Genomic DNA, 20,755 nt, shown 5'->3' with positions numbered 1-20,755 from the left:
AGTGAACAGCAAGATTCCATCGCGTTCTCAACCGTTTGTAGGAAGCTGACACAGAGGCAGGAAACCACATCCCGTCCCCACGCCGGCCCCATCCGGGGCGACCTGCCGTTTCTCGCAATCAATCTCGGGGCTTCCGCCCCGAGCTAAGGACGTCGGCCCCGTCCGGGGCGATACCTCAAGCATCTTCCCAACGTCTTCGCCCGTTTTTCCCACACGCAACCACCACATGTGAGCCGCATGGCGTTCGCCACGGTTCCCGCACACAACCAGCGCCGAAACAGGAAACCCGACGCGTCAGTAAGGCACCACACCCGATCCCCTCGCCGGCCCCATCCGGGGCGACCTGCCGTTTCTCGCAATCAATCTCGGGGCTTCCGCCCCGAGCTAAGAAAGTCGGCCCCATCCGGGGCGATACCTCAAGCATCTTCCCAACGTCTGCGCCCGTTTTCCCCACACGCAACCACCCCATGTGAGCCGCATGGCGTTCGCCACGGTTCCCGCACACAACCAGCGCCGAAACAGGAAACCCGACGCGTCAGTAAGGCACCACACCCGATCCCCTCGCCGGCCCCATCCGGGGCGACCTGCCGTTTCTCGCAATCAATCTCGGGGCTTCCGCCCCGAGCTAAGGACGTCGGCCCCATCCGGGGCGATACCTCCAGCATTTTCCCGTCGGCCGCGTCCGTTTTCCCGACACGCATTCAGCACGTGTGAGCCGCATGGCGTTCGCCACGGTTACTGCACACAACCAGCGCCACCCCCAAAACGGCTCGCAGGGTTGCGCCCGATCATTCCTTTCGATTTGATTCCGACCGAATGATCGAGGCATCGCTTCCAGACGACAGTTCGTCTGATTCACGCGGAACGGAGTACGTGAAGGGACCGTGGTTTGGGATTTCCTTGCCCAAGTCCTTCTGCAGCCCAACAACCGTCGAAACAGTGACGGCCGGATCTCCATCGACGACCACGTGAACTTTGGATACGTCTGGGAAAGCAAGCAGATCATCGACCACCGCCGTCCGTGAGATCAGTTCGCCGTTGCGGGAGAGTTCCCCAGAGGCATTGATGCGAAGTTGAACCATCGGTTCGGTGGGCACCAAATCAAACTCCGAGGGGATCAAACTCGGGTCGAAATCTGGGATGGGTGAGCTGGCCAGTGGTGTTTCAGTGGGTGTGGCGAAGTGATCGCGGAGCCTGTCCAAATCAGTCTGCGACCAGCCTTCTGGCTCGGTCACGGCTACCCAAGCGTCGATGTAGCTCGATGGTGAATAGTTGTGCCCGTATCCGAGCGGAACGCTGGTCGCCATCGGCAAATCAAAGGCGATTTGCAGAAACGTCACGATGGGATACCAACGCAGTCCAGGCGACACGTCCGGACCGCGTGGCTCGGCGAGCCATTGTGGTTGATGCCACGCCAATGACGGTGAAAACCAAACCATCGGATCGCTAGCGTGCTGAATGTACACATTTCGAATCGGCCCCCAAGGTTCTCCCGTTCCCAAGGTGTTCTGTTGCGATGTGAACCGGACCATCGATTCGTCGCGAAAAGTGGGCATCCAAATGGGCGTGCCTGTGTTGCGAGAGCTGACGATGGACGCCCATTGCCGACTGGGAAACGGAGGCCCGCTCCAAACCGCTCCTTGGATCGGATCTTGAAACGTCTCCATCAGGTCCGCTGCATCCTCGCAGCCATATGCCCCCAGACTCAGGCCAAAAAGATACAACCGAGGACGCTCTTCCTTGGGCAAGGTCGTCCAGTACGAATACACTTGATCGAACAATGCAGAGGCCGATCGTTTGGATCGAGACGGATCCACCAAAATGGTGATCCAACTGGGCAAATACGAGTATTGCATGCTGACAATGGCCGTGTCACCATGATGCAAATACTCGACCGTGTCCACCGCGCCCTCATCGAGCCAGCCGGTGCCAGTGGGAGTGGCCACGACCAAAATTTTGCGGTCGAAGGCGCCCTCGCGTTTCAGTTCTTCCAAGGCAAGCGCGGCTCTGGCTTGATCATCCCCGTCCGTCCGCATTCCGACGTAAACGCGGATCGGCCGCTTGGACGGTTTTCCGGTCAGCCTTTCAATCTCTTCTGAATTCGGCCCGCCACCGATGAAGTCCTTGCCCTGACGGCCAATGGCTTCCCAATCGACCAGCGACTGTTCGCTCCCGCAGGCCAGGTCCAGTGTCGGTTGTTCGATGCCGTCATCAATCAACAAATCAGCTTGCAAAAAGAAACGATCCGCAGCGTTCAGCAACCCTCGTGCGATCACCCCATTGCCAACCATCAACCCCAGCACCAACACGCACAAGGTACTGATTGAAACGGCGATGCGACGCGGCAAATAGCGTTGCAGCAGCTTCGACAGGTAGGCACCGAAGCGAATCATCCAACGAGCAATCGAGACCAGAATGAACGCGACCACAAGGGCGATCACGAAGAAGTGGATCGGGGCCGTTGACTCAAGCGGCGGCATCTCCATCAACATCCGAATCGAGTTCTGCCATTCGGTCGCATACCAAATCGAAAGCGCAAAGATGATCGCCACCAGGGTCACGCAGATCTGTTGCGAACGACGCGCCAGATTCCGTCCGGGTTGAGGCAATTCCAGAAACGCCCAACCCCACGTCGCAAGCACACCAACCACGTATCCGATCGCGAGCGAAAACCCAGACAGGATTCCTTGGACCACGTAGGGTCGTGGCAACAGGGATGGAGTGATCGATCCGCAGAAGAACAGCGTTGCGAACACCAAACCGGTGAACGAGAACGAGTCCAAGTACGAACGCGACAACGACCGGACTTTGATGGCAACGCGATTGATCACTCGAGGGCTCCAAGGAATACGAACTTTCGATCGTGCTGTTGGTTGCATCCATTTCGAAAACAGAGCAATCAGCCGATGGGCGATAGCCCACGGTTCTCAATCGCAACCTCTGACGCTCTGTGTTGACGCAAGTCTTCATCCTTGTAGCGACGTCAGCAAGCAGCCGAAGGAAAGTGTCAAGCAGATCAGCAGGAATGATCGGGGACAACGATGTGAGCCGTTTGGTCGTTCGCCCCGGTTGTACGCGGGAACAACAATGCTACCCCCAAACAATCGAGATGCCGAAAACCTCCTGCCGATCTGCTCAGTGCAACCGACAGACACAGGCAGCTTCCGACGCGTCATTCTTCAGACGACCGAGTCCGATTGGCGAGAACATAGTAAAAGACTGGCGTCAAGAAGATACCGAAGAACGTCACGCCCAACATGCCCGAGAACACAGCGACCCCGAGCGTCGATCGCATTTCGGCCCCGGCACCCGTCCCCAACATCAAGGGGAGCACTCCGAGAATGAATGCCAGAGACGTCATGATGATCGGACGCAATCGAAGACGACATGCCTGAATGGTGGCGTCGAACTTGCTGAGGCCTTGTTCCTGTTGTTCCTTGGCGAATTCAACAATCAGGATCGCATTTTTACTGGCCAATCCAACCAACACGACAAATCCAATCTGCACGAAGATGTTGATGTCCATCCCAGCGAGCGCGACACCGATGACGGAGCACAACAAACACATCGGAACCACCAAAACCACCGCGAGTGGCAGCTTCAAACTCTCGTACTGCGCCGCAAGCACCAAGAAGACCAACACCACGGCCAAACCAAAGACAATCAGAGCGGTGTTTCCCGCTGCGATCTGCAAGTAGGTCAGCTCCGTCCATTGCGTGTCAAAACCAAAGGGCAATGTCTCGGACACCGCGTCCTCCACCGCTCGAATCGTTTCCCCGGAGCTGACACCTGGCATCGCCAAACCGTTGATTGACGCGGCCGTGAACCCGTTGTATCGCTGCACCGCAGCAGGACCGGTCGTGTCTCGAACGACCGCCACACTTCCCAGCGGAATCATCTCGTTCGTGTTGCTACGGACATACAACTGAGTGACCTGATCAGGCGACAGGCGAAACATCGGGTCCGCTTGCAGGTTGACTTGCCAGGTTCGCCCAAAGGCGTTGAAGTCGTTGACGTAGTACCCCCCCAAAAACGTTTGCAGGGTCGTGAAGACTTCATTCAGCGAAACGTTCATCGTCTTGCACTTCTCACGATCCACATCGACAAACAACTGCGGCGTGTTGGCTCGAAAACCGCTTTGCATGCCCATGATCTCGGGCTTGGCCGTGCCCGCCTTGCTGAGCTGACCGGTTGCCTTCTCCAGTTCCGCCAGCCCAATTTGACCGATATCGCGAACGATGATTTTGAAACCGCCGCCACTGCCCAAACCATCCACTGGCGGAGGACCAAACACCGCCACTTTGGCGTCCAGAATATCTCTCCCAGCCGCCTGCCGAACCTTGGTCGCAATTCGCTCGGAATACAGGTCCGCTTCTTCGCGATCATGGAATGGTTCCAAAATCACAAACACCGATGCGAAGTTCGAGCCAACCGCGTTCTGAATGAACGACTGACCGACGATTTCCAGAGTGTGATCGACGCCCTTCAAGCCGTTGTCCGGTTCATGTTCGGCATGCTGTTGCGAATCAGGGTCTGACGAGCGTTCCTCCTCCACCGTTTTTGCCAAGTAGCTGCTGTCGCCGCTGCGTTTGCCCAGCAACGCTTGACTGAGTTTTGCAACGACCTTTTCGGATCGTTCCAACGACGCCGAGTCGGGCAACTGAATGTCGACCAGCAGATACCCCTTGTCCTGCGCCGGCACAAAACCAGTCGGCACGGTCGTCATCGCTTCGTAGGTTCCCCACAGCAACCCGCAATAGACCAGCAAGACGATCAGGGCGAATCGAATCAACCAACCAGCGATGCGGGCGTAGATTCCCGAGACGGCACCGAAGAATCGATTGAAGAGGTTGAAGAACCAACCGAACAAGAAATTCAAAATCCGCGAAAACCAATCGTGTTGTTCGGACTTTGGACGCAACAACAAGGCACTCAGTGCGGGGCTGAGCGTGAGTGAATTCAACGCACTGAAAAACGTCGAGACAGCGATCGTTGCGGCGAACTGCTTGAAGAATTGCCCGGTCAGCCCCGAGATGAACAAGCAGGGAATGAAAACGCACATCAGCACCAACGAAATGGCGATGATCGGGGTGGTGACCTCTTGCATCGCTTTCTCCGATGCCTCCACCGGCGACATGCCACTTTCCAGTTTGTGCTCGATGGCCTCGACCACCACAATTGCGTCGTCGACCACAATCCCGATCGCAAGCACCAAACCAAACAGCGACAGGTTGTTGAGACTGAATCCGATCCCGGCCATCACCGCGAAGGTACCGATGATGGCAACCGGAACCGCGATCAACGGGATGATTGCCGCACGCCAGGATTGCAAGAACACCAACACAACAATCGCGACCAAGATGATCGCGTCACGCAACGACTTGAACACCTCACCGATGGATTCACTGATGAACGGTGTCGTGTCGTAACTGACTGAGTACTCCACTCCCTGCGGGAACTTCTGACTGAGTTCCTGCATCTTTTCGCGAACTCGATTCGCCGTGTCCAGCGCGTTGGATCCTGGCAACTGGAAGATCATCAATCCCGACGCCGCAACACCGTCGAGTTTGCACTTGGTGTCCGAAAAACTGGCACCAAACTCAATTCCGCCAAATGAGGCACCGCTCTCATCCGTCCGCCGTTCGGTCACGACATCGGACAGCTTCACAATTTGTCCATCGCTGCCGGTCTTGACCACAATCTCAGCAAACTCTTCGACCGTGGACAAACGTCCCAGCGTCTTCAGCGTGTACTGAAAGTCCTGACCACTTGGCACTGGCGGTCGACCAAGTGCACCAGCCGCGACTTGGATGTTCTGTTCTTGCAATGCCCCAATCACGTCCGTGGCTGTGAGCTGGAGCGTCGCCATCCGATTGGGGTCCAGCCAAACCCGCATGCTGTAATCCCGTTCGCCAATGATCGTGATGTCGCCCACGCCATCGATCCGAGCCAATTCATCTTTCACTCGAATCGTCGCGTAGTTGCTCAAGTACAACTGGTCGCGAGATTGGTCCGGCGAAAAGAAGTTCACCGCCAGCAGTGAACTGGCGGATGCCTTGACCACCGAGACGCCGGTGCTCTTGACTTCCGCTGGCAACACAGGCGTGGCCAGGTTGACTCGGTTTTGCACCAGAACCTGGGCCATGTCCAAGTCGGTTCCGACGGCGAAGGTCACCGTCAGAGAGTACCCACCGTCGTTGGTCGACTGGCTGGACATGTACAACATGTTCTCGACGCCAGTGACTTGCTGCTCGATCGGCGCGGCAACGGTCTCGGCAACCACCTCGCTACTGGCACCCGGGTACTTGGCGGTGACCAACACCGAGGGTGGTGCGATCTCAGGGTACTGAGCGATTGGCAGCGTCCAGACGAAAATGCCGCCCGCCAAGACGATCAGCACTGAAATCACACAGGCGAAGATCGGTCGTTTGATAAAGAATTGAGACATGGTCGTTCGACAGGCCGTAGCCCACTAAGAAGAAATGCGATTCAAGGCGACACGGGGGGGCGACACAAAGAGACCGGCAGGATCGCCGTCAAGGAGTTTCCGTTTCCGAGACCGGATCCACTTTCATGCCCGGCTGAATCAACTGGATGCCCGCGACAACGACCGATTCATTGGGTTTGACACCGGACAGAATCACTCGCAGCTTGCCCTTTCGGTCACCGACTTCCACCGTGCGATGCTGCACTTGGTTCTGGTCATCGACGACGTAAACGAATTTGGTTGCTTGGTCGGTGCCGATCGCCGTATCAGGAACCAGGACAGCAGGATGGGCATCGGAAACAGGCAGCTTCATACGAACGAACATCCCTGTGGTCAGCAAACCACTGGCATTTTCGAACACCGCACGAATCTGCGAGGTGCCGGTTTGCTCATTCACTTGGCTTTCCGCGTATTCCAACTTGCCTTCATGTGGGAAGTCCGTTTCATCTTGGAGCTGCACAAAACAGGGGATGTTCAGTTCCTGAAGCTTGTCGGCTTCTTTGAAGTTTTCTCCCCCAAGCTCGCGTCGCCGACGCATGAACGTCAGTCGCACCCCCTCGTTGATGTTCGCAATCGCTTTGATCGGTCGGTCCTTCAACACGGTTGTCAAAACCGTGCCCCCAACCAATCCACCGGTGACAAAGTTGCCATCGTCCAGCAACGCTCGGTCAACCCGTCCCGAAATGGGCGAGACAATTTTGGTGTAGTCCACATCCAGTTTGACGCGTGCCGAATCCGCCTGCTTGGCGATCACGCTGGCCGCCGCTTCCGCCACCGCGGCTTGGTCCTCGTCAAATTCCTCCCGTGAAATCGCATCGTTGGCCAGCAACTTCTGGGATCGAGCAAACTTTTTCCGAGCCAACTCCAATTGTGTTTCGGCCACCGAAATCTGTGCCTGGGCTTGTTCGTAGATCGCTTGGTACTCGTCGGGCTCGATCGTGAACAGCAGATCACCAGCTTCGACTCTTTGTCCGTCGGTGAAATGTGTCTTCAAAAGGAATCCAGAAACACGTGACTGGATCACCACCTTCTCATCCGCTGCAAGACGTCCCACCAACTCGACGTAGTCGGTGACATCGTTCTGCACGGCGGCAGCAACGGACACCTTCTGAGTGGGGCGGGAGGACGCGTCCTCCGACGGTTTCGCTTTGGAACAACCACTTGCGAAAACCAACGACAGACCAATGCACAACAGAGAAGCTGGCAAGAATTTGGATTTCATTGTTCACTCGGTCTTTGTCGCCCCAGCAGCGGGGCAGATAGATTTGGGGGGGCACTGCCCCAAAATCTAGCGGGTGACCGCAGAAGATTCGAGTGGGTCGAAATGATCGCTTGAATGCCGAGCGGGCGGTGATGGCTCGAAAAATTGCTTCCTGGTTGTGAAGCAGGTCGGCAGAAGTCTTTCGGCATCTCGCCGTGGCCGATGGCCACGGCGCGGATGCCGAGTTCATTGGGGCTCGGTTTCCGAGGGTGCGCTGCTACGCAGCCCCCCCGGCTACCAACCAAAATGCCTACCGGGATAAAGAAAGACAGAAGCCGGAAGGAGAATCTTATTCGTCAGTTTGGCGTGGGGCCAAAGAACGAAACGAAGCCCACGTGAACCCGGTCGCCGGCATCGGCACCGAGGACGTCGTTGAAGCCGTGCCCATAGTCAAAGCGGAGTGATCCTTTCTGCCCAACTGCGATCCGGCAGCCAACCCCGACGCTCGACAGAAACTGGTCGTCCGCTTCCCCAGCAACGCTATCCAGGATGAACGCCTGTCCGAGATCGGCGAACGTGTACGCCTTGACGTTCCGCTCGCAATCACCACTGCCGAAGGTCCAAGCATTGGGTCCAAACTCAAAACTGGTCAGCCAACCATTGTCGCCACTGGCCACGCGTTGGTCGTAACCACGGATGGAATCGTAACCACCAAAACCAAGTGTTTCGCTGAACAGCAGTCTTTCGCTCGAAACCTGACCGGCACCTCGAAAGGTCCACTCGTAGTCACACCCAACTTGACGACGCATGTCCATGGAGGTTCTCCAGTAGACATAGCCTGGAGCCGTGTTTTGCCGAAGACTATTGAACGCGGCGGCGTTGTTCTGGGACGTGAATCCACCGTCCGGCCCGTAGTTGACAATGGTGTTCAAACGAGCGTAGTCCCCATTGTTTTCTCGCACCAAGGCGTTGTACCCGACGCTGAGCTGCAGCAAATCGGCGGCCGTCGCCGAGGTGTTCAGGGCACCGAATTCAACCGACGTGTTGGACGATTTGAAGTCCGTGCCAATGAACCAAGCACGCTCAAGACGGGAGGTGCGTGTGGTGTAGTGAAACGCACGGGTACCGACCTGCCAGGCTTCGCCATCCTGGGTCATGGGAGCAGGCAGGGCGGGTGCGGCGGATGCCCAACTGCCAAAGACTTGATAGCCGCGTTCGCGACTGGGGTCGACGGTGTAGCTGACGGCATGGGCATGCAGGCGAGAAAACTCTGAATCGGCCGTGTATTGGTAACCGAGCAGACCGTCGAAGCCGAAGACGTTTCCGATCAGCAGGCCGGTGTACAACCGTTCGAGTCGCAACGCTTCCACGCCCGTGTCCTCGTATCCCATGTAAGCTCGCATTGGAAACACATCCTCGACTTCAAAGGTGAGGTCCGAAGTTCCATCGAAAGAACCTGGCTTCACGTCCAATCCGACCGATCGGAACGGGCTGCGGTTGAGCCAGTAGAGGTCTTCGGAAACGCAAGATTCGTGGATCCGACCCCCGACTCGCGAACGCGTGATTCCTTGGCGAAGGAGGCAGGGATCGACCCAGCATCCACCTTTCACCTGGATTGCCCCAATCCGCGATTCAACGATCACGATTTGGATTGTTCCGCCGGTGATCTTTTGCTCGGGAATTTGCACGTCCACGATCGGTTGCCCACCTTGTTCGTAGACCTCAATGATCTGACGCGTCATCTTGTTCAGATTGCGAAGCGTGATCGGGTGTCCGAGGTGTGCCTCCACGATCGATTGAACGCGAGCTGAATTGGCCAGCGAGCCGGAGTGATGGATGCGTGAATGCACGCCATCGAACTCCGCATACGCCTCATGCGGATCGACCTCGTCACGACTGGGCAGCAGGATGACAGCTTCCAATGCGTCGACCAACACCACATCGCTGCTGGGTGTCTCCGCATCCTTCTCGGTTTGCAGGTCGAGATCGAACTTGCCGACTTCCCAAGGCTGGAACACCTTCGGTCGATAGCGTTCAAAGTTCTGCCCAAACGCAGAACTGCTAAACAACAGGCTCGCGGCACAAATCCAGCCAGCCAATACCTCCAAACGTCGTAACGTCATCCCGACTTGCCCCAAGTTCATCCGTGCCCAAGCTGCTGCGGGAGAACTCCTGTTGGCACCAAACCGACAGGAAATACCTCACCACAGATAAGCTTTTAGTGTTGGCAAAGCTTCGCAACGAAGACTTCACAAACGCTTTTGATTGCCCTAGCGATCAAATTCGGCACGATTTACCACTGCCGTGACGCTGTGTGCTGCGAGGCCCTCAACAGTCACAGACCGGACAAGGCGTCCGACCCGTGCAGACTGCCAGACGCCCCAATCAAATCCTCGTGTTCCCCGAGAAATGATCGACTTGGAAGGATGACACACTCAATTCAACCCCGCTTCCGTCGCTGGTTGGCTCGCTGGGCATCACCGTGTCATCCAGATCAGGTTGGCCGGCGTCATGGCCACTCAGTTCACCGTCCTGCCCTGGAGCGGTGATCTCGACCGTTGCACGACCAGTCTGACTGCTGCTCATCCCACCGCCACCGCCGTTGAGATTCATTGGCAACGTCGATGTGGCCAATTGAGACCTGGTCCAAACATCGTGACTGGTTTCGCCATTTTTGGAAAATACGGTCAAGGTCGCATCGGTGGAATGGATGGCGTAGTTGGAAGCGTCAAAGTGAACACCAAACGGCGCGTCGATTTCCAAATCGTAAGCGCCGAGTGCCGCCGTGGTGGGGATGCCGGAACTGACAACCGCCACGTGTTCAATCCCATCCAAGTGCTTCAATCCATTCGCAATGAACTGAGTGGTTTCGGTCACCCCTTCGGTGCCCAGCAACTTGGAGTCGGACAGCAAGATCAAATCCAAGGGGGCTGGACTCACTGTCAAAGCGCCGGCGGTGTACGAAATGCCGTAGTTGGATGTCAGGAACCCCGTCCCAGTCGGTGAGCTTCCCGTGATGGAGTAGGGCCCACCCAGCACGGTTGCCGATTCGGCGGTTCCGCCCGACACCAGCACCAAGTTTTCGATGACCTGGCTGTTCTTCAACCCGGTTGCGACGAACTCATTGCCTGCCAACGTGAGCAGATCGCCGTAGGTCTTGGTTTGATGGTTGACCACAATCGACAGATCAGCTGGCGTGATGATGTGCCGCCCATAGTTCGTGATCAGAGTCCCGGGTCCGGTCCCGAATGTCTCTCCATTTCGATACAGTTTCCGGATGAAGTAGCCGTTCTTCAACGCGTCGCTGTCGACCTGCAGGACGTAAGTTCCGGCGTTGGTCTCATGATCGATCCCGTCGTAGTCCACTTGCAAGCCAAGGTCCTCCACCGTCGTTGAACCAAACAACACCGAGGCGTCGGTGAGCATGTCAACCGTGGCTGGCGAAAGGATCACATCGCCGTAGACCGATGTGGCGTCAAGGATCTGAATCTCCAATCCAATCGGTGCTGAAAACAGAGACCAGTTGTGGGCAGCATCGCCTAGGTACTCGCCAAAGAAATCATTGTCAGGATCGCTGGGACCAGCGTAATTGGTCGGCGGGTCCCCAGTTGCATTGCCCCCATTGAGCAGCGCCGATGGGTCCAGGTTGTACGACGACAGCGCGGGAGCAAACAGACTGAGCTTGCCTTCATCCGCGAAGGCTGCACTGACCAACACGGACTGACCATCAATGTCCAACGAGTAAGGTTGGTGCGAATCGCCCACCTCACGGTGTTCATTTTCGTCGGTGAAATCTTGCCTACCAGCAAACACCGTTGTGCTTCCCGATCCATACGTTCCGGTGCCATCGACGAGGTGACCGACGTGCCCCTTTTGAATGGTCACATTCTTCCCACCACTGAGCGTTACATCGCCCGAGACCGTCTTGCCGGTGTCATCGCCACCGAGCAAGTCACCATGTCCAATGGATGCGAAGTGCGATCCCTGGCCGGTCAAATTCACATCGCCGGTGGTCTCGACGACGATGTCTCCTGCCGCGGCAGTCACTTCAGTGCCAGTGAACGCGTATCCGATTTGTGCCCCCGCGGTGCCGCTGGCGTTAATATTCAATTCGTCAGTTTCAACCGTCGTCGTGCCATTCGCACTGCCAATGCTCACGTGACTCGTTTGGGTTCCATTGCCGATGGTTGCCAATTCGGCTTCCACACGAACATCGCCGTTGACCGTGTGAGCGTCCCCATTCACTTCGACACGACTGCTGTCGATGGTGATGTCGCCATCCGATGTGATATCGCCCACGACAATCTTGTCAGCACCTGGACTATCATTCCCTGCCCACTTGTTGTGGGTCGAGACGTCCAGATCGCTGCCACCCGTCATGGTCAGCGACTCGATCGTCGTTTGCTGCCCCCCGCTGAGCGTCAAGTTCTTGTCAAACGTTGCGTTCACTTGCGTGGTGCCGGGCGAACTTGAATAGATGTGCGTCGCGTGAACGGTATCGAACTGGGTGATGCGAGCGATCTCATCGTCATCCAAATGCACGTCTCCGGTCGTACCGGTCCCAAGTCCAATGGTGCTCGAACCGCCGGAGCCAAACGATGCACGCCCCGCCGTGATGGTCAAGGAACTCGTCGGATCATCCGTTGTCACGCCGCCGTCAAACGCCAGCCCACTGTAGACCGAGATATTCAGTGCTTTCGGAACGGAAACATCACTCAGTCGCATCGAGTCACTCAAGAAGTTAACCTCCCCCGGGGTGATCGAACTGAAATCCAATTCGTTGCCGATCTCAAATCCCACCACGTCCAACATCCCATTGGTTTGGGTGTTGTGAAGCGTTAGTTTTTGAAAGTTGCTGAGGAAGGCAAACTCGGTGTTGTCCAAGGTCCAATCACCAGACGCAGCCGAACCAACCGCCATCCGCGAGACGCCTGCGTACAGGGCCAGCGCCGTGTTATCGATGTCACCTGTGACCGCATCGGAAACCTGCAGGTCATTGCTGATCAATTGGAACAGGCTGCTATCAACACTGACACCATTCAGGTGAATCAATCCGTTGGCGTTGTCCACTTCGATTCGATTGTCGTAGTTGCCGGTGAAGTCCATCGCCACGGTGACGTCCCCGAAGCCGACATTGACCTCCAAATAGCTGTAACGTCCAAGATGTGCAAACTCGTCCGCCGAGACCTGAAGCAGGCCAGCGGTGCCGTCTCCAAGACCAACGGACCGATTGTTGGTCATCGACGTGAGATTGAGCGTCCCGGTGTCCGCCGTCTTGGTCAGAGCGTTTTGGACGTTCAGGCTGTCCGTGTACATGTACAGATTGGTCCCAATCGATAACCGATCAATGTCGATCGAGGAACCTCGCAAAGTCACCGTATTGAAGTCCAACCCAGCATCCACGATGGAGATGTCACTTCCCGAATCGGTGTTGTGCCCCATCTCGAACGAATAGAACCCCGTGATCCCCGCCAGGATCGCTTTGGAAAACTGCAGATCACCGCTGCCGCTTCCCAGCCCAATCGACTGGTTGGCTTGGCCGATGAATCGAAAGCTTCCACCGCCGGTCACAGGCCCAGTGATCGTCAAATCATTGGACTCAATGTTCAGCGAGTATCCCTCGAAACGATCGATGTTGACCGTCTCACCGACTAACTTCAGCGTCGAATAGGAACTCGCGGGGCCCCCCATGTCGACATCAAAGTCACTGCCTTGGATCTCAAGCGTACCGATGTTCGACATCGTTTCGTCGCTGAGGTTCATCGTGCCTGTGGTGGCACTCCCCACCCCGACGCTCTCGTTGCCTGTCGCGACCAGTTTGTTGATCCAAACGCTGCCCGCCACATCGAACGAGTTCGCGGAAACGATGACATCACTGTTCCCGCCCAGATTCGAGCTGATTTTCCCGTCCTCGGTCACGGTCACGCTTCCCGTTCCCGCATTGATCTCAACGGCAGCGGAGCCCTGACGACTGTCACGCATCTCCGCCGCGATCGTGATGTCAACGGCTCCGTCGCCACCGGTCTGCTCACGCAGTGTCAATGTCGTCTTCGATCCGTCGTTGTAACCTTTCTCGTCACCACCGGATGACAGGGTGGGAAACAGGTCCACCTCGATGTCGATCGTTTCCTCCGCTTCGATCACCAAGTTGCCCGATCCCCATTGAGCCCGAATCGCGTCTTGGTTGCTGGAATCCAGTGTGAACGAGGCAGGATCCAGCAACAGGGTGCCGTGCTCGCCGTCGAGACGGCTCGCTCTCATGTCAGCGTTGCCGGAGAACACCAATTCTTGCTTGCCAGAAACTTCCGCCTGCCCGCCGTCACCGTCGCCTAGTGCTCGGGCGTTGATCTGGCCCGCGAAATCGGTCGCTTTGTCAGCCCATACAACGACAGAACCCGCGTCACCATCCACCGTGGCATCCACGCTGATTTGACTGTCGGCCGAAATGTTCGTCGTGGTCGCATTGGCAACCGTGGCGTCCTGCCCTTTCCAACCGCCCCCGACACGAACCTCACCACCACCCAACTCACCAGACGCATCCACCTTGGACGAAGTCATCTCCACCGATTCGCCTGTCACGACCACCCGGCCACCCACTTTCCCACTGACGTCGATCGATGCATTCTTCAGTGACGCATCCGCGGAAGCGATCATTTCGACCCGCCCGCCCGATTGGGTTCCATCTGGATTGGACAAAGCCGCGATGATCGTCGCGTCGTTGACGATGTTGCCGTTGGGATTGACCAAGTACACTTCGCCGCCGACGTTCAATCCACCAATCGCGCGAATCGTTCCACTGTTCTGAATCAGCGACGATCCCTTCGAGATTCCACTGCTGATCGTTTCCAAATCCGCTTGGATATAGCGTCCGCCCGCCATCTTCAGTTGGCCACCGGTGGCCAGATTGATGTTGCCCGTTGATTCAATCGTGCCATTATTGAACACTTGCGAGGCGATCAGGTTGGCTCCCCCGTCACCGGTCGAGATCAAACCGTTGTTGATGACTGCCGCGTTCGAATTGCCACCGAAAGACAGATCACCGCTCATGAACCGATCGTTGGTGATGTCCAACGTTGTGGCGGTGAACCCGTTGGTGTTGATGACACCGGTGCTGCCAATGACCACTCCACTGGCGTTGGAAACGAACACGTTCCCGTTCGACGTGATGGCCCCATTGATCAACGACTGAGGTGCTGAACCAATCACGCGGTTCAGGACTGCCGAATTCGAACTGAGCTGATCGAAGTTGACAGTGTGCCCACTGCCGACGGAGAAGTCGTCCCAGTTGATCACCGCTCGATCGGTCGATGTGGTGATGTTGGTCAGGTTGCTGACGCTGTGATCGATGGTTCCTGCACCCGCGACAATGTTGCCACCCACGGGAGCCTGGGCAAACAACGCTCCAGGCATCGAGCATCCCGCCAAGATCGCGGCAAGAAGCAAACGTTTTCGAACGACGCTGGTTCGAGTTAGTCGAACTCCACTGCCACCATTGTGTTGACCGTTCGATCGGCGGTCTGTCTTCTTCGTCAAGCAACGTTTCATCTTGTGCCCCAGATGAGATTTCAAATTTTTGTCCGATAGCGAACGATCCAGAACTCTTACACGTTTGACAGAACCCGGAGAGAAAGAACGATCGAATATCATCGACAGAGTTCACCCAATCGCGAAAGAGTCCGCAGAGTCCCACCAGGCGGACATTCAAACTTTGACTCAAGCCACATGGCATCCAACCAAATGCGACTTCCTGCGTGAGGCCGCAAAGCAGACGCAATCGTTGGAAAGTGATGCGGGTCAGGCAGGAGTTCTCAGCCAAACGGCATTTCCGACTCAAGTTTGTTTTGACTCCCACGAGATTCCTTCACCGTCCAACTGGCCCCAACCGATCACGACCTAAAACACCAAACGTTTCGAAGTCCGAACCGCGTTTGGTTGCACCCCGGTCTCTCTAGCAACTTCTGCGGCAATGAATATCAAGGCATTGATCACATTGCTTGCAGCCTTCGGCCTGCATTCAGCATGCGGCCAAGAGCTGGACCTCCGCTGCGTTTCCGAGTCAACGTGCGATACAATGCTGCTCGACGAGCCCACGCCCTTCGAGAACCATCTGCTCGGTGACTGGTGTGGAACACGCCCCCGCCTGGAAGAAACGGGTGTCACTCCGTTCCTCTACTACGACTCCATCTTCGCAGCGAACGTTGATGGAGGCCTGGCCGCCGACGACGCGTACACCGGTCAGATCTATGCCGGTGCGGACCTGGATTTGGAACGGATGTGGGGCTGGCACGGGACCACCCTGAAGATTTCCATGGTCGAACGTCACGGAGACAGTGTCAGCTCGGCGGTCGGTGGAATCTACGACCCGATGTGCATCTACGGCGGGCAGGTCGGCTATCTGTATCAGTTGTGGATTGAGAAATCGTTCTGCGACGACGTTGCCTTGAAATTTGGCCGTGTTTCCGCCGACACCGACTTCGCAAACAACGGTTTGTATCGCTATTCCCTCAGCACTGCGATCAACGGCCCGATCCGAGCCATGCTGTTAGAAAACATCATCACCTCCTTTCCCTATCCGGTCTGGGGCGGACGAGTGAAGGTCGCTCCCAACGTTCGACACCAAATTCAGTTCGGTGTTTATCAAATCGGAGATGGCATGTGGGACTTCACCCAGCACGGACTCGACTTCAGCATCCGTGGCAGCGACGGGGTCTCGCTCATCACCCAGTACGATTGGACGCCTGAAATTGGTGGACGCCCCGCACGCATGTTCTTGGGCGCAGTCCACTCGTTCTTTGAATTTGACAACTTCGATGGCGTTGGCACCACCGATGAGTTTTTACGTTTGTACGGTCACGCCGAACTGGAACTCGCACCAGACTGCGTCGCGTTTGCTTTCGCAAGCCATTCCGACGAAGACCAAGTCGCCAAGACTCCCCTGCAAATCAGTGCCGGGATCAATCAGAAGGGACTTCTTCCTGGACGCGAAGAGGACCACACCGTTTTCTTTGCCACCTACGGCGAACTCAGCGACGACTATGGCGACTCCATCGGAGAAGAGGTCGACGGAGAATGGGTTTACGAACTGGGCCACCGCATCCAACTTTGTCCCGCGTTCTATCTTCAACCAGCGATCCAGTACATCGTGCACCCCGGGGGCACCGGCAACATCCCCAACAGCACCGTGTTGGGAGCCTGGATGGGAGCGAGCTTTTAAAGGCAAGCGCTACCGCACCTCACCGACCAGCACCGCCCCGACCGGCCCAGCGTCCTGGTCGAGCGACTCAGCGGTTCACTCTGATGGAACAATTTGGGCAACCCCCGCGCCCCGAACCAAGGATTTCGTTGGCATTCGCTGCTCCGGCGTGCGTTGGTTTGATCGGAACATAGGTGGCATAGGCTTCCAGCCTGTGATTGCGAGGAACACTGACTGGAAGCCGATCACGATCAGAAATTTGCTGGTCAATTGTGGCATTCAATTCCTGGATTCGAGAGCGGCGGTCCGAGTCATCAAGTTCCAACAACACCTCATCCAATTGAATTCTCGATCCCGGACGCAGCTCCGGATGAGTGCTGTTGATTCGTCCTTCGACCTGCGTTGACGGCTCGCCAGGAACGAGCGCACTTGGCCGATCGGCACCCACGCCAACAACCATCGCTGTGGTGTCCCACACACGAACCAAGTTCTCACCGTAGCCCACGCCCCTCCTCCCATCCAACAAACAACCGGGGCGTGCTCAGCACCCCGATACTTTGCTACCTCGAATCGCCGGAACGCATTCCCTGCGTTTCGCCCTGCGTACCCCGGCGACTCTCTTTCATCCCTTCGGGAGATCGCTCCAATTTGCAGGGTACAAACGGACAGGTGAAAACTCATGACAGACCAATAACTTCGAGTCCCAGGCGAACGCCCAAAAGCGCAAACTCTGGAAGACGGCTGCCTCCCCATTGGGACACGCAACGTGGGTAGAATCGGTCGCACATCGCCTCGACCTCGACCTTGACCTCGAATCCGCCCTCTGCCCGCGCGGAAGACCCAAGTCACAAGTCCTGACACCTGTTTTCAATTCGGGCTGACTGATTCGGTTTTGATCCAACCGTGAACCACTTGCCCGCAGGGAACCTGATTGTGAATCTGCGAAGTCTCGCTTTTCGACTCCGTTGCCGCCAACCTCATGGCGTTGCTGGCGGGACTCTGTTGCTGTTGTGCCTTGTCGTCTCGCCCCTGCACAGCGATGACGATCTTCCCGGTGGTGGCCAAGCGACTCCGGTGGAATCGATTTCTTTGCCAGACGGTTTTCGGGCTCAATTGTTGCGATCCGCGAAACAGGGCGAAGGTTCGTGGATCAGCATGACGTTCGACGATCGTGGCCGAATCATTCTGGGTCGCGACAAACGGGGTGTGGTCAGGTTGTCTTTGAGCGACGACCGTGAGCGTGTGGATCGCTTCGAAGTGATCGAGAACACGTTGCCGCATTGTCGTGGAATCGTCTGGGCACACGACAGTCTGTATGTGTGTGCGACCAACGCCAGCGGATTCTATCGGTTGCGCGACACAACCGGTGATGACCAGTTTGATTCCGTTGAAGAACTCAAGTCGTTCGATTACCAAAGTCGCTATGGACACGGTCCCAATCAAGTTGTGTTGGGCCCCGACAACATGCTGTACATTGTCAACGGCAATGACGTGGCGTTTCCGGAGGGTTTCGCGGTCGATTCGCCCTACCGGGATCCCCAGGATGACCACCTGTTGCCTGAGTCGCGGGACGCCGTCCAAGACATTCGCGTGGGGTATGTTGCCAAGACGGATCCCGAGGGGAAGAACTGGGAGATCATCGCGGGAGGTTTCCGGAACCAGTTCGACGTCGCCTTCAACGAGGACGGCGAACTGTTCACCTATGACGCTGACATGGAATGGGATGTCGGGCTGCCATGGTACCGCCCGACTCGGTTGAATCACGTTGTCTCCGGCGGCGAATACGGTTGGCGCTGGGGCACCGGCAAGTGGCCGGAGTACTTCGCCGACTCTCTGCCCACCACGCTCGATACCGGATTGGGTTCCCCCACGGGTTTGGAGTTCGGCACGCGATCTCACTTTCCACCCGGATACCGTGGCGCGTTGTTCATGGGCGACTGGCAGCACGGTCGCATCTTCCAGGTCCAATTGACACCTCGTGGCGCCAGCTATGAAGCCGAACACAAGGTGTTCCTGGAAGGTGGCGCACTGAACGTCTGCGACCTGACGTTTGGGCCCGATGGAGCCATGTACTTCATCACCGGAGGTCGCGGTTCTCAATCAGGACTGTATCGAATTACCTACGAAGGTCCCGACGCCGCGGCAGCATCGCACACCGCCGAACAAACCGAGCAGCCACAGCAATCTGAGCAGGCACAGCAAGCCGCTTCGGCACGTGCCCTGCGGCGCGAGTTGGAACAATGGCACAGCAAACGCGACGCCCAAGCGATTGACGCCGCGTGGCCGCACTTGAACAGTCAAGATCGCTGGCTGCGATTTGCCGCCCGACTGGCCATCGAACGCCAAGATCCTGCCCTGTGGAGGGAACGTGCGTTGAACGAATCGCGGCCGACCGCGTCGATTGCCGCGCTGCTGGCGCTGGCTCGACTGGGGCGTGCTGAAGATCAGCCCGCCTTGTTGGCGGCGTTGGATCGACTGCCGCTGGCGACACTGGACCGAGAACAATTGCTCGACGCACTGCGGGTCTGGCAATTGAGCTTCATCCGCCAGGGCCATCCTTCTGAATCGGACCGATCCCAAGTGCTGACGCGACTGGACCCGTTGTATCCACAGGCAAGCAGCTACGTGAATCGTGAGTTGTGTGGCTTGCTGATCTACCTGCAGGCACCCGACGTTTTGCCACGCACCGTCGAATTGATCCACACAGCGATCAGTCAGGAAGATGCCATCTTTTATTCGCAGCGGCTGGCTCGTGTTGCCGAAGGCTGGACGGCTGAAACGCGCGAGTCCTTTTTCGATTCGCTGCTGGCCGCTCGCAGTTATCGGGGCGGGAAGTTATTGAGCGTCTCCCTGCAACAGATCCGTGAAGATGCGATTGCCAACTTGACCGATGCCGAACAGAAACGCCTGAAACCTCGGCTGGACATGCTGGCACTTGCCGCCGAGAAATCTGACGAAGCAGAATCGCTTTCCGCCCCGTTCGTTAAACAGTGGACGTGGGACGAACTGGAATCAGCACTGCCACAAGCACGCCACGGTCGGTCATGGGAACAGGGCCGCGCCGCACTGGGCAAAGCACAGTGCATGAAGTGCCATCGTGTGAACGAACAGGGCAGCCCCACGGGACCGGATCTGACACACGTCGGACGCCGCTTTGACGAACAGGCTCTCCTGGAATCGATTGCCCAGCCTTCCAAAGTGATTGACGAGAAATATCGCCTGAGCACCTACGTGCTGGACAGCGGCCAGGTCATCACCGGTCGACCGATCGGGGTGTCCGCAACCGTGATCACGGTCCAAACCGATTCGCTGCGATCGGAAACGGTGGCGCTGAAGCGAGCGGAAATCGAACAGACATCGCCCGCGAATCTGTCGCTCATGCCATCCGGCTTGCTGGATGTACTGACGCTCGATGAAATACTCGATCTCATCGCGTATCTCAAATCCGGCGGCGACCCGCAGGCAGACGTCTATCAAGCACGCTGATCAGGCAAGCAATGAGTGGGAAATCAGTGTCAGGTACCTTTTGTGCGAAGCACCTCAGGGGCCGTTCCGGCAAATGCACCTGACTCCTTTTTTCCGACCGTCGCGTACAATCGCTCCGGACTTCAAAAGGCTTGCTCCATGATCGCCCACGCTTGAGAGAAATTGCCCCACGCAAACTGAACGAGGTGTTTTCACCACCAGCGAACCGAGCACACGCCGCTGCGAATACCTGCCAGCATCCCCACAGAAGATGGCATCCACTAACGTCGAAGGCTGCACTGTTTGTACTTCTTGTCGCTGCCACACGGACAAGGGTCGTTTCGCCCCACCTTGCTTTCTGTGTTCCGCAGCGTGCGAACTGGTTGCTGTCTTTGCATCGACATCGAGG

At 57.0% G+C, this 20,755-nt stretch carries 8 protein-coding genes; 2 read left to right on the top strand and 6 right to left on the bottom strand.

Translation table 11 applies throughout. The features are described from left to right. Positions 1-788: 788 nt before the first annotated feature. The 5 genes from PSR62_RS15070 to PSR62_RS15050 all read right to left on the bottom strand — a co-directional run bounded on the left by PSR62_RS15070 (position 789) and on the right by PSR62_RS15050 (position 15,221). Complete coding sequence (locus tag PSR62_RS15070) at positions 789-2,831, bottom strand: alpha/beta hydrolase (RefSeq protein ID WP_274403824.1); 2,043 nt, start codon at positions 2,829-2,831, stop codon at positions 789-791. A 341-nt stretch (positions 2,832-3,172) separates the two neighbouring features. Then, complete coding sequence (locus PSR62_RS15065; protein WP_274403823.1) at positions 3,173-6,448, bottom strand: efflux RND transporter permease subunit; 3,276 nt, start codon at positions 6,446-6,448, stop codon at positions 3,173-3,175. An 88-nt stretch (positions 6,449-6,536) separates the two neighbouring features. Then, positions 6,537-7,709: an efflux RND transporter periplasmic adaptor subunit gene (locus tag PSR62_RS15060; RefSeq protein ID WP_274403822.1), complete on the bottom strand. Its 1,173-nt coding sequence runs from the start codon at positions 7,707-7,709 to the stop codon at positions 6,537-6,539. 335 nt (positions 7,710-8,044) lie between these two features. Further along, entirely contained in the window at positions 8,045-9,811 is a 1,767-nt protein-coding gene (locus PSR62_RS15055; RefSeq protein ID WP_274403820.1) for a ShlB/FhaC/HecB family hemolysin secretion/activation protein, read from the bottom strand. A gap of 262 nt (positions 9,812-10,073) precedes the next feature. Then, the gene (locus PSR62_RS15050; protein WP_274403819.1) at positions 10,074-15,221 is read right to left on the bottom strand and encodes a two-partner secretion domain-containing protein; all 5,148 of its coding nucleotides are present in this window, start codon (positions 15,219-15,221) and stop codon (positions 10,074-10,076) included. Between the two features lie 433 nt (positions 15,222-15,654). On the opposite strand from PSR62_RS15050, the gene PSR62_RS15045 reads away from it, so the two are divergent. Both PSR62_RS15045 and PSR62_RS15040 read left to right on the top strand, forming a co-directional pair. Next, positions 15,655-16,902 carry a carbohydrate porin gene (locus tag PSR62_RS15045; RefSeq protein ID WP_274403818.1) on the top strand — a complete coding sequence of 416 codons (1,248 nt, stop codon included), beginning with the start codon at positions 15,655-15,657 and terminating at the stop codon, positions 16,900-16,902. 882 nt (positions 16,903-17,784) lie between these two features. After that, positions 17,785-20,367, top strand: a complete 2,583-nt coding sequence (locus tag PSR62_RS15040) for a DUF7133 domain-containing protein (protein WP_274403817.1) — start codon at positions 17,785-17,787, stop codon at positions 20,365-20,367. Between the two features lie 260 nt (positions 20,368-20,627). On the opposite strand, the gene PSR62_RS25770 is transcribed toward PSR62_RS15040, so the two are convergent. Continuing rightward, the gene (locus tag PSR62_RS25770) at positions 20,628-20,744 is read right to left on the bottom strand and encodes an SEC-C metal-binding domain-containing protein (protein ID WP_443217430.1); all 117 of its coding nucleotides are present in this window, start codon (positions 20,742-20,744) and stop codon (positions 20,628-20,630) included. Between the last annotated feature and the right edge of the window lie 11 nt (positions 20,745-20,755).

The organism is Rhodopirellula sp. P2 (genome assembly GCF_028768465.1).
GTDB lineage: Bacteria > Planctomycetota > Planctomycetia > Pirellulales > Pirellulaceae > Rhodopirellula.
Note: the sequence above shows the minus strand (reverse complement) of the source record. Positions and strands in the feature narration are given on the sequence as shown.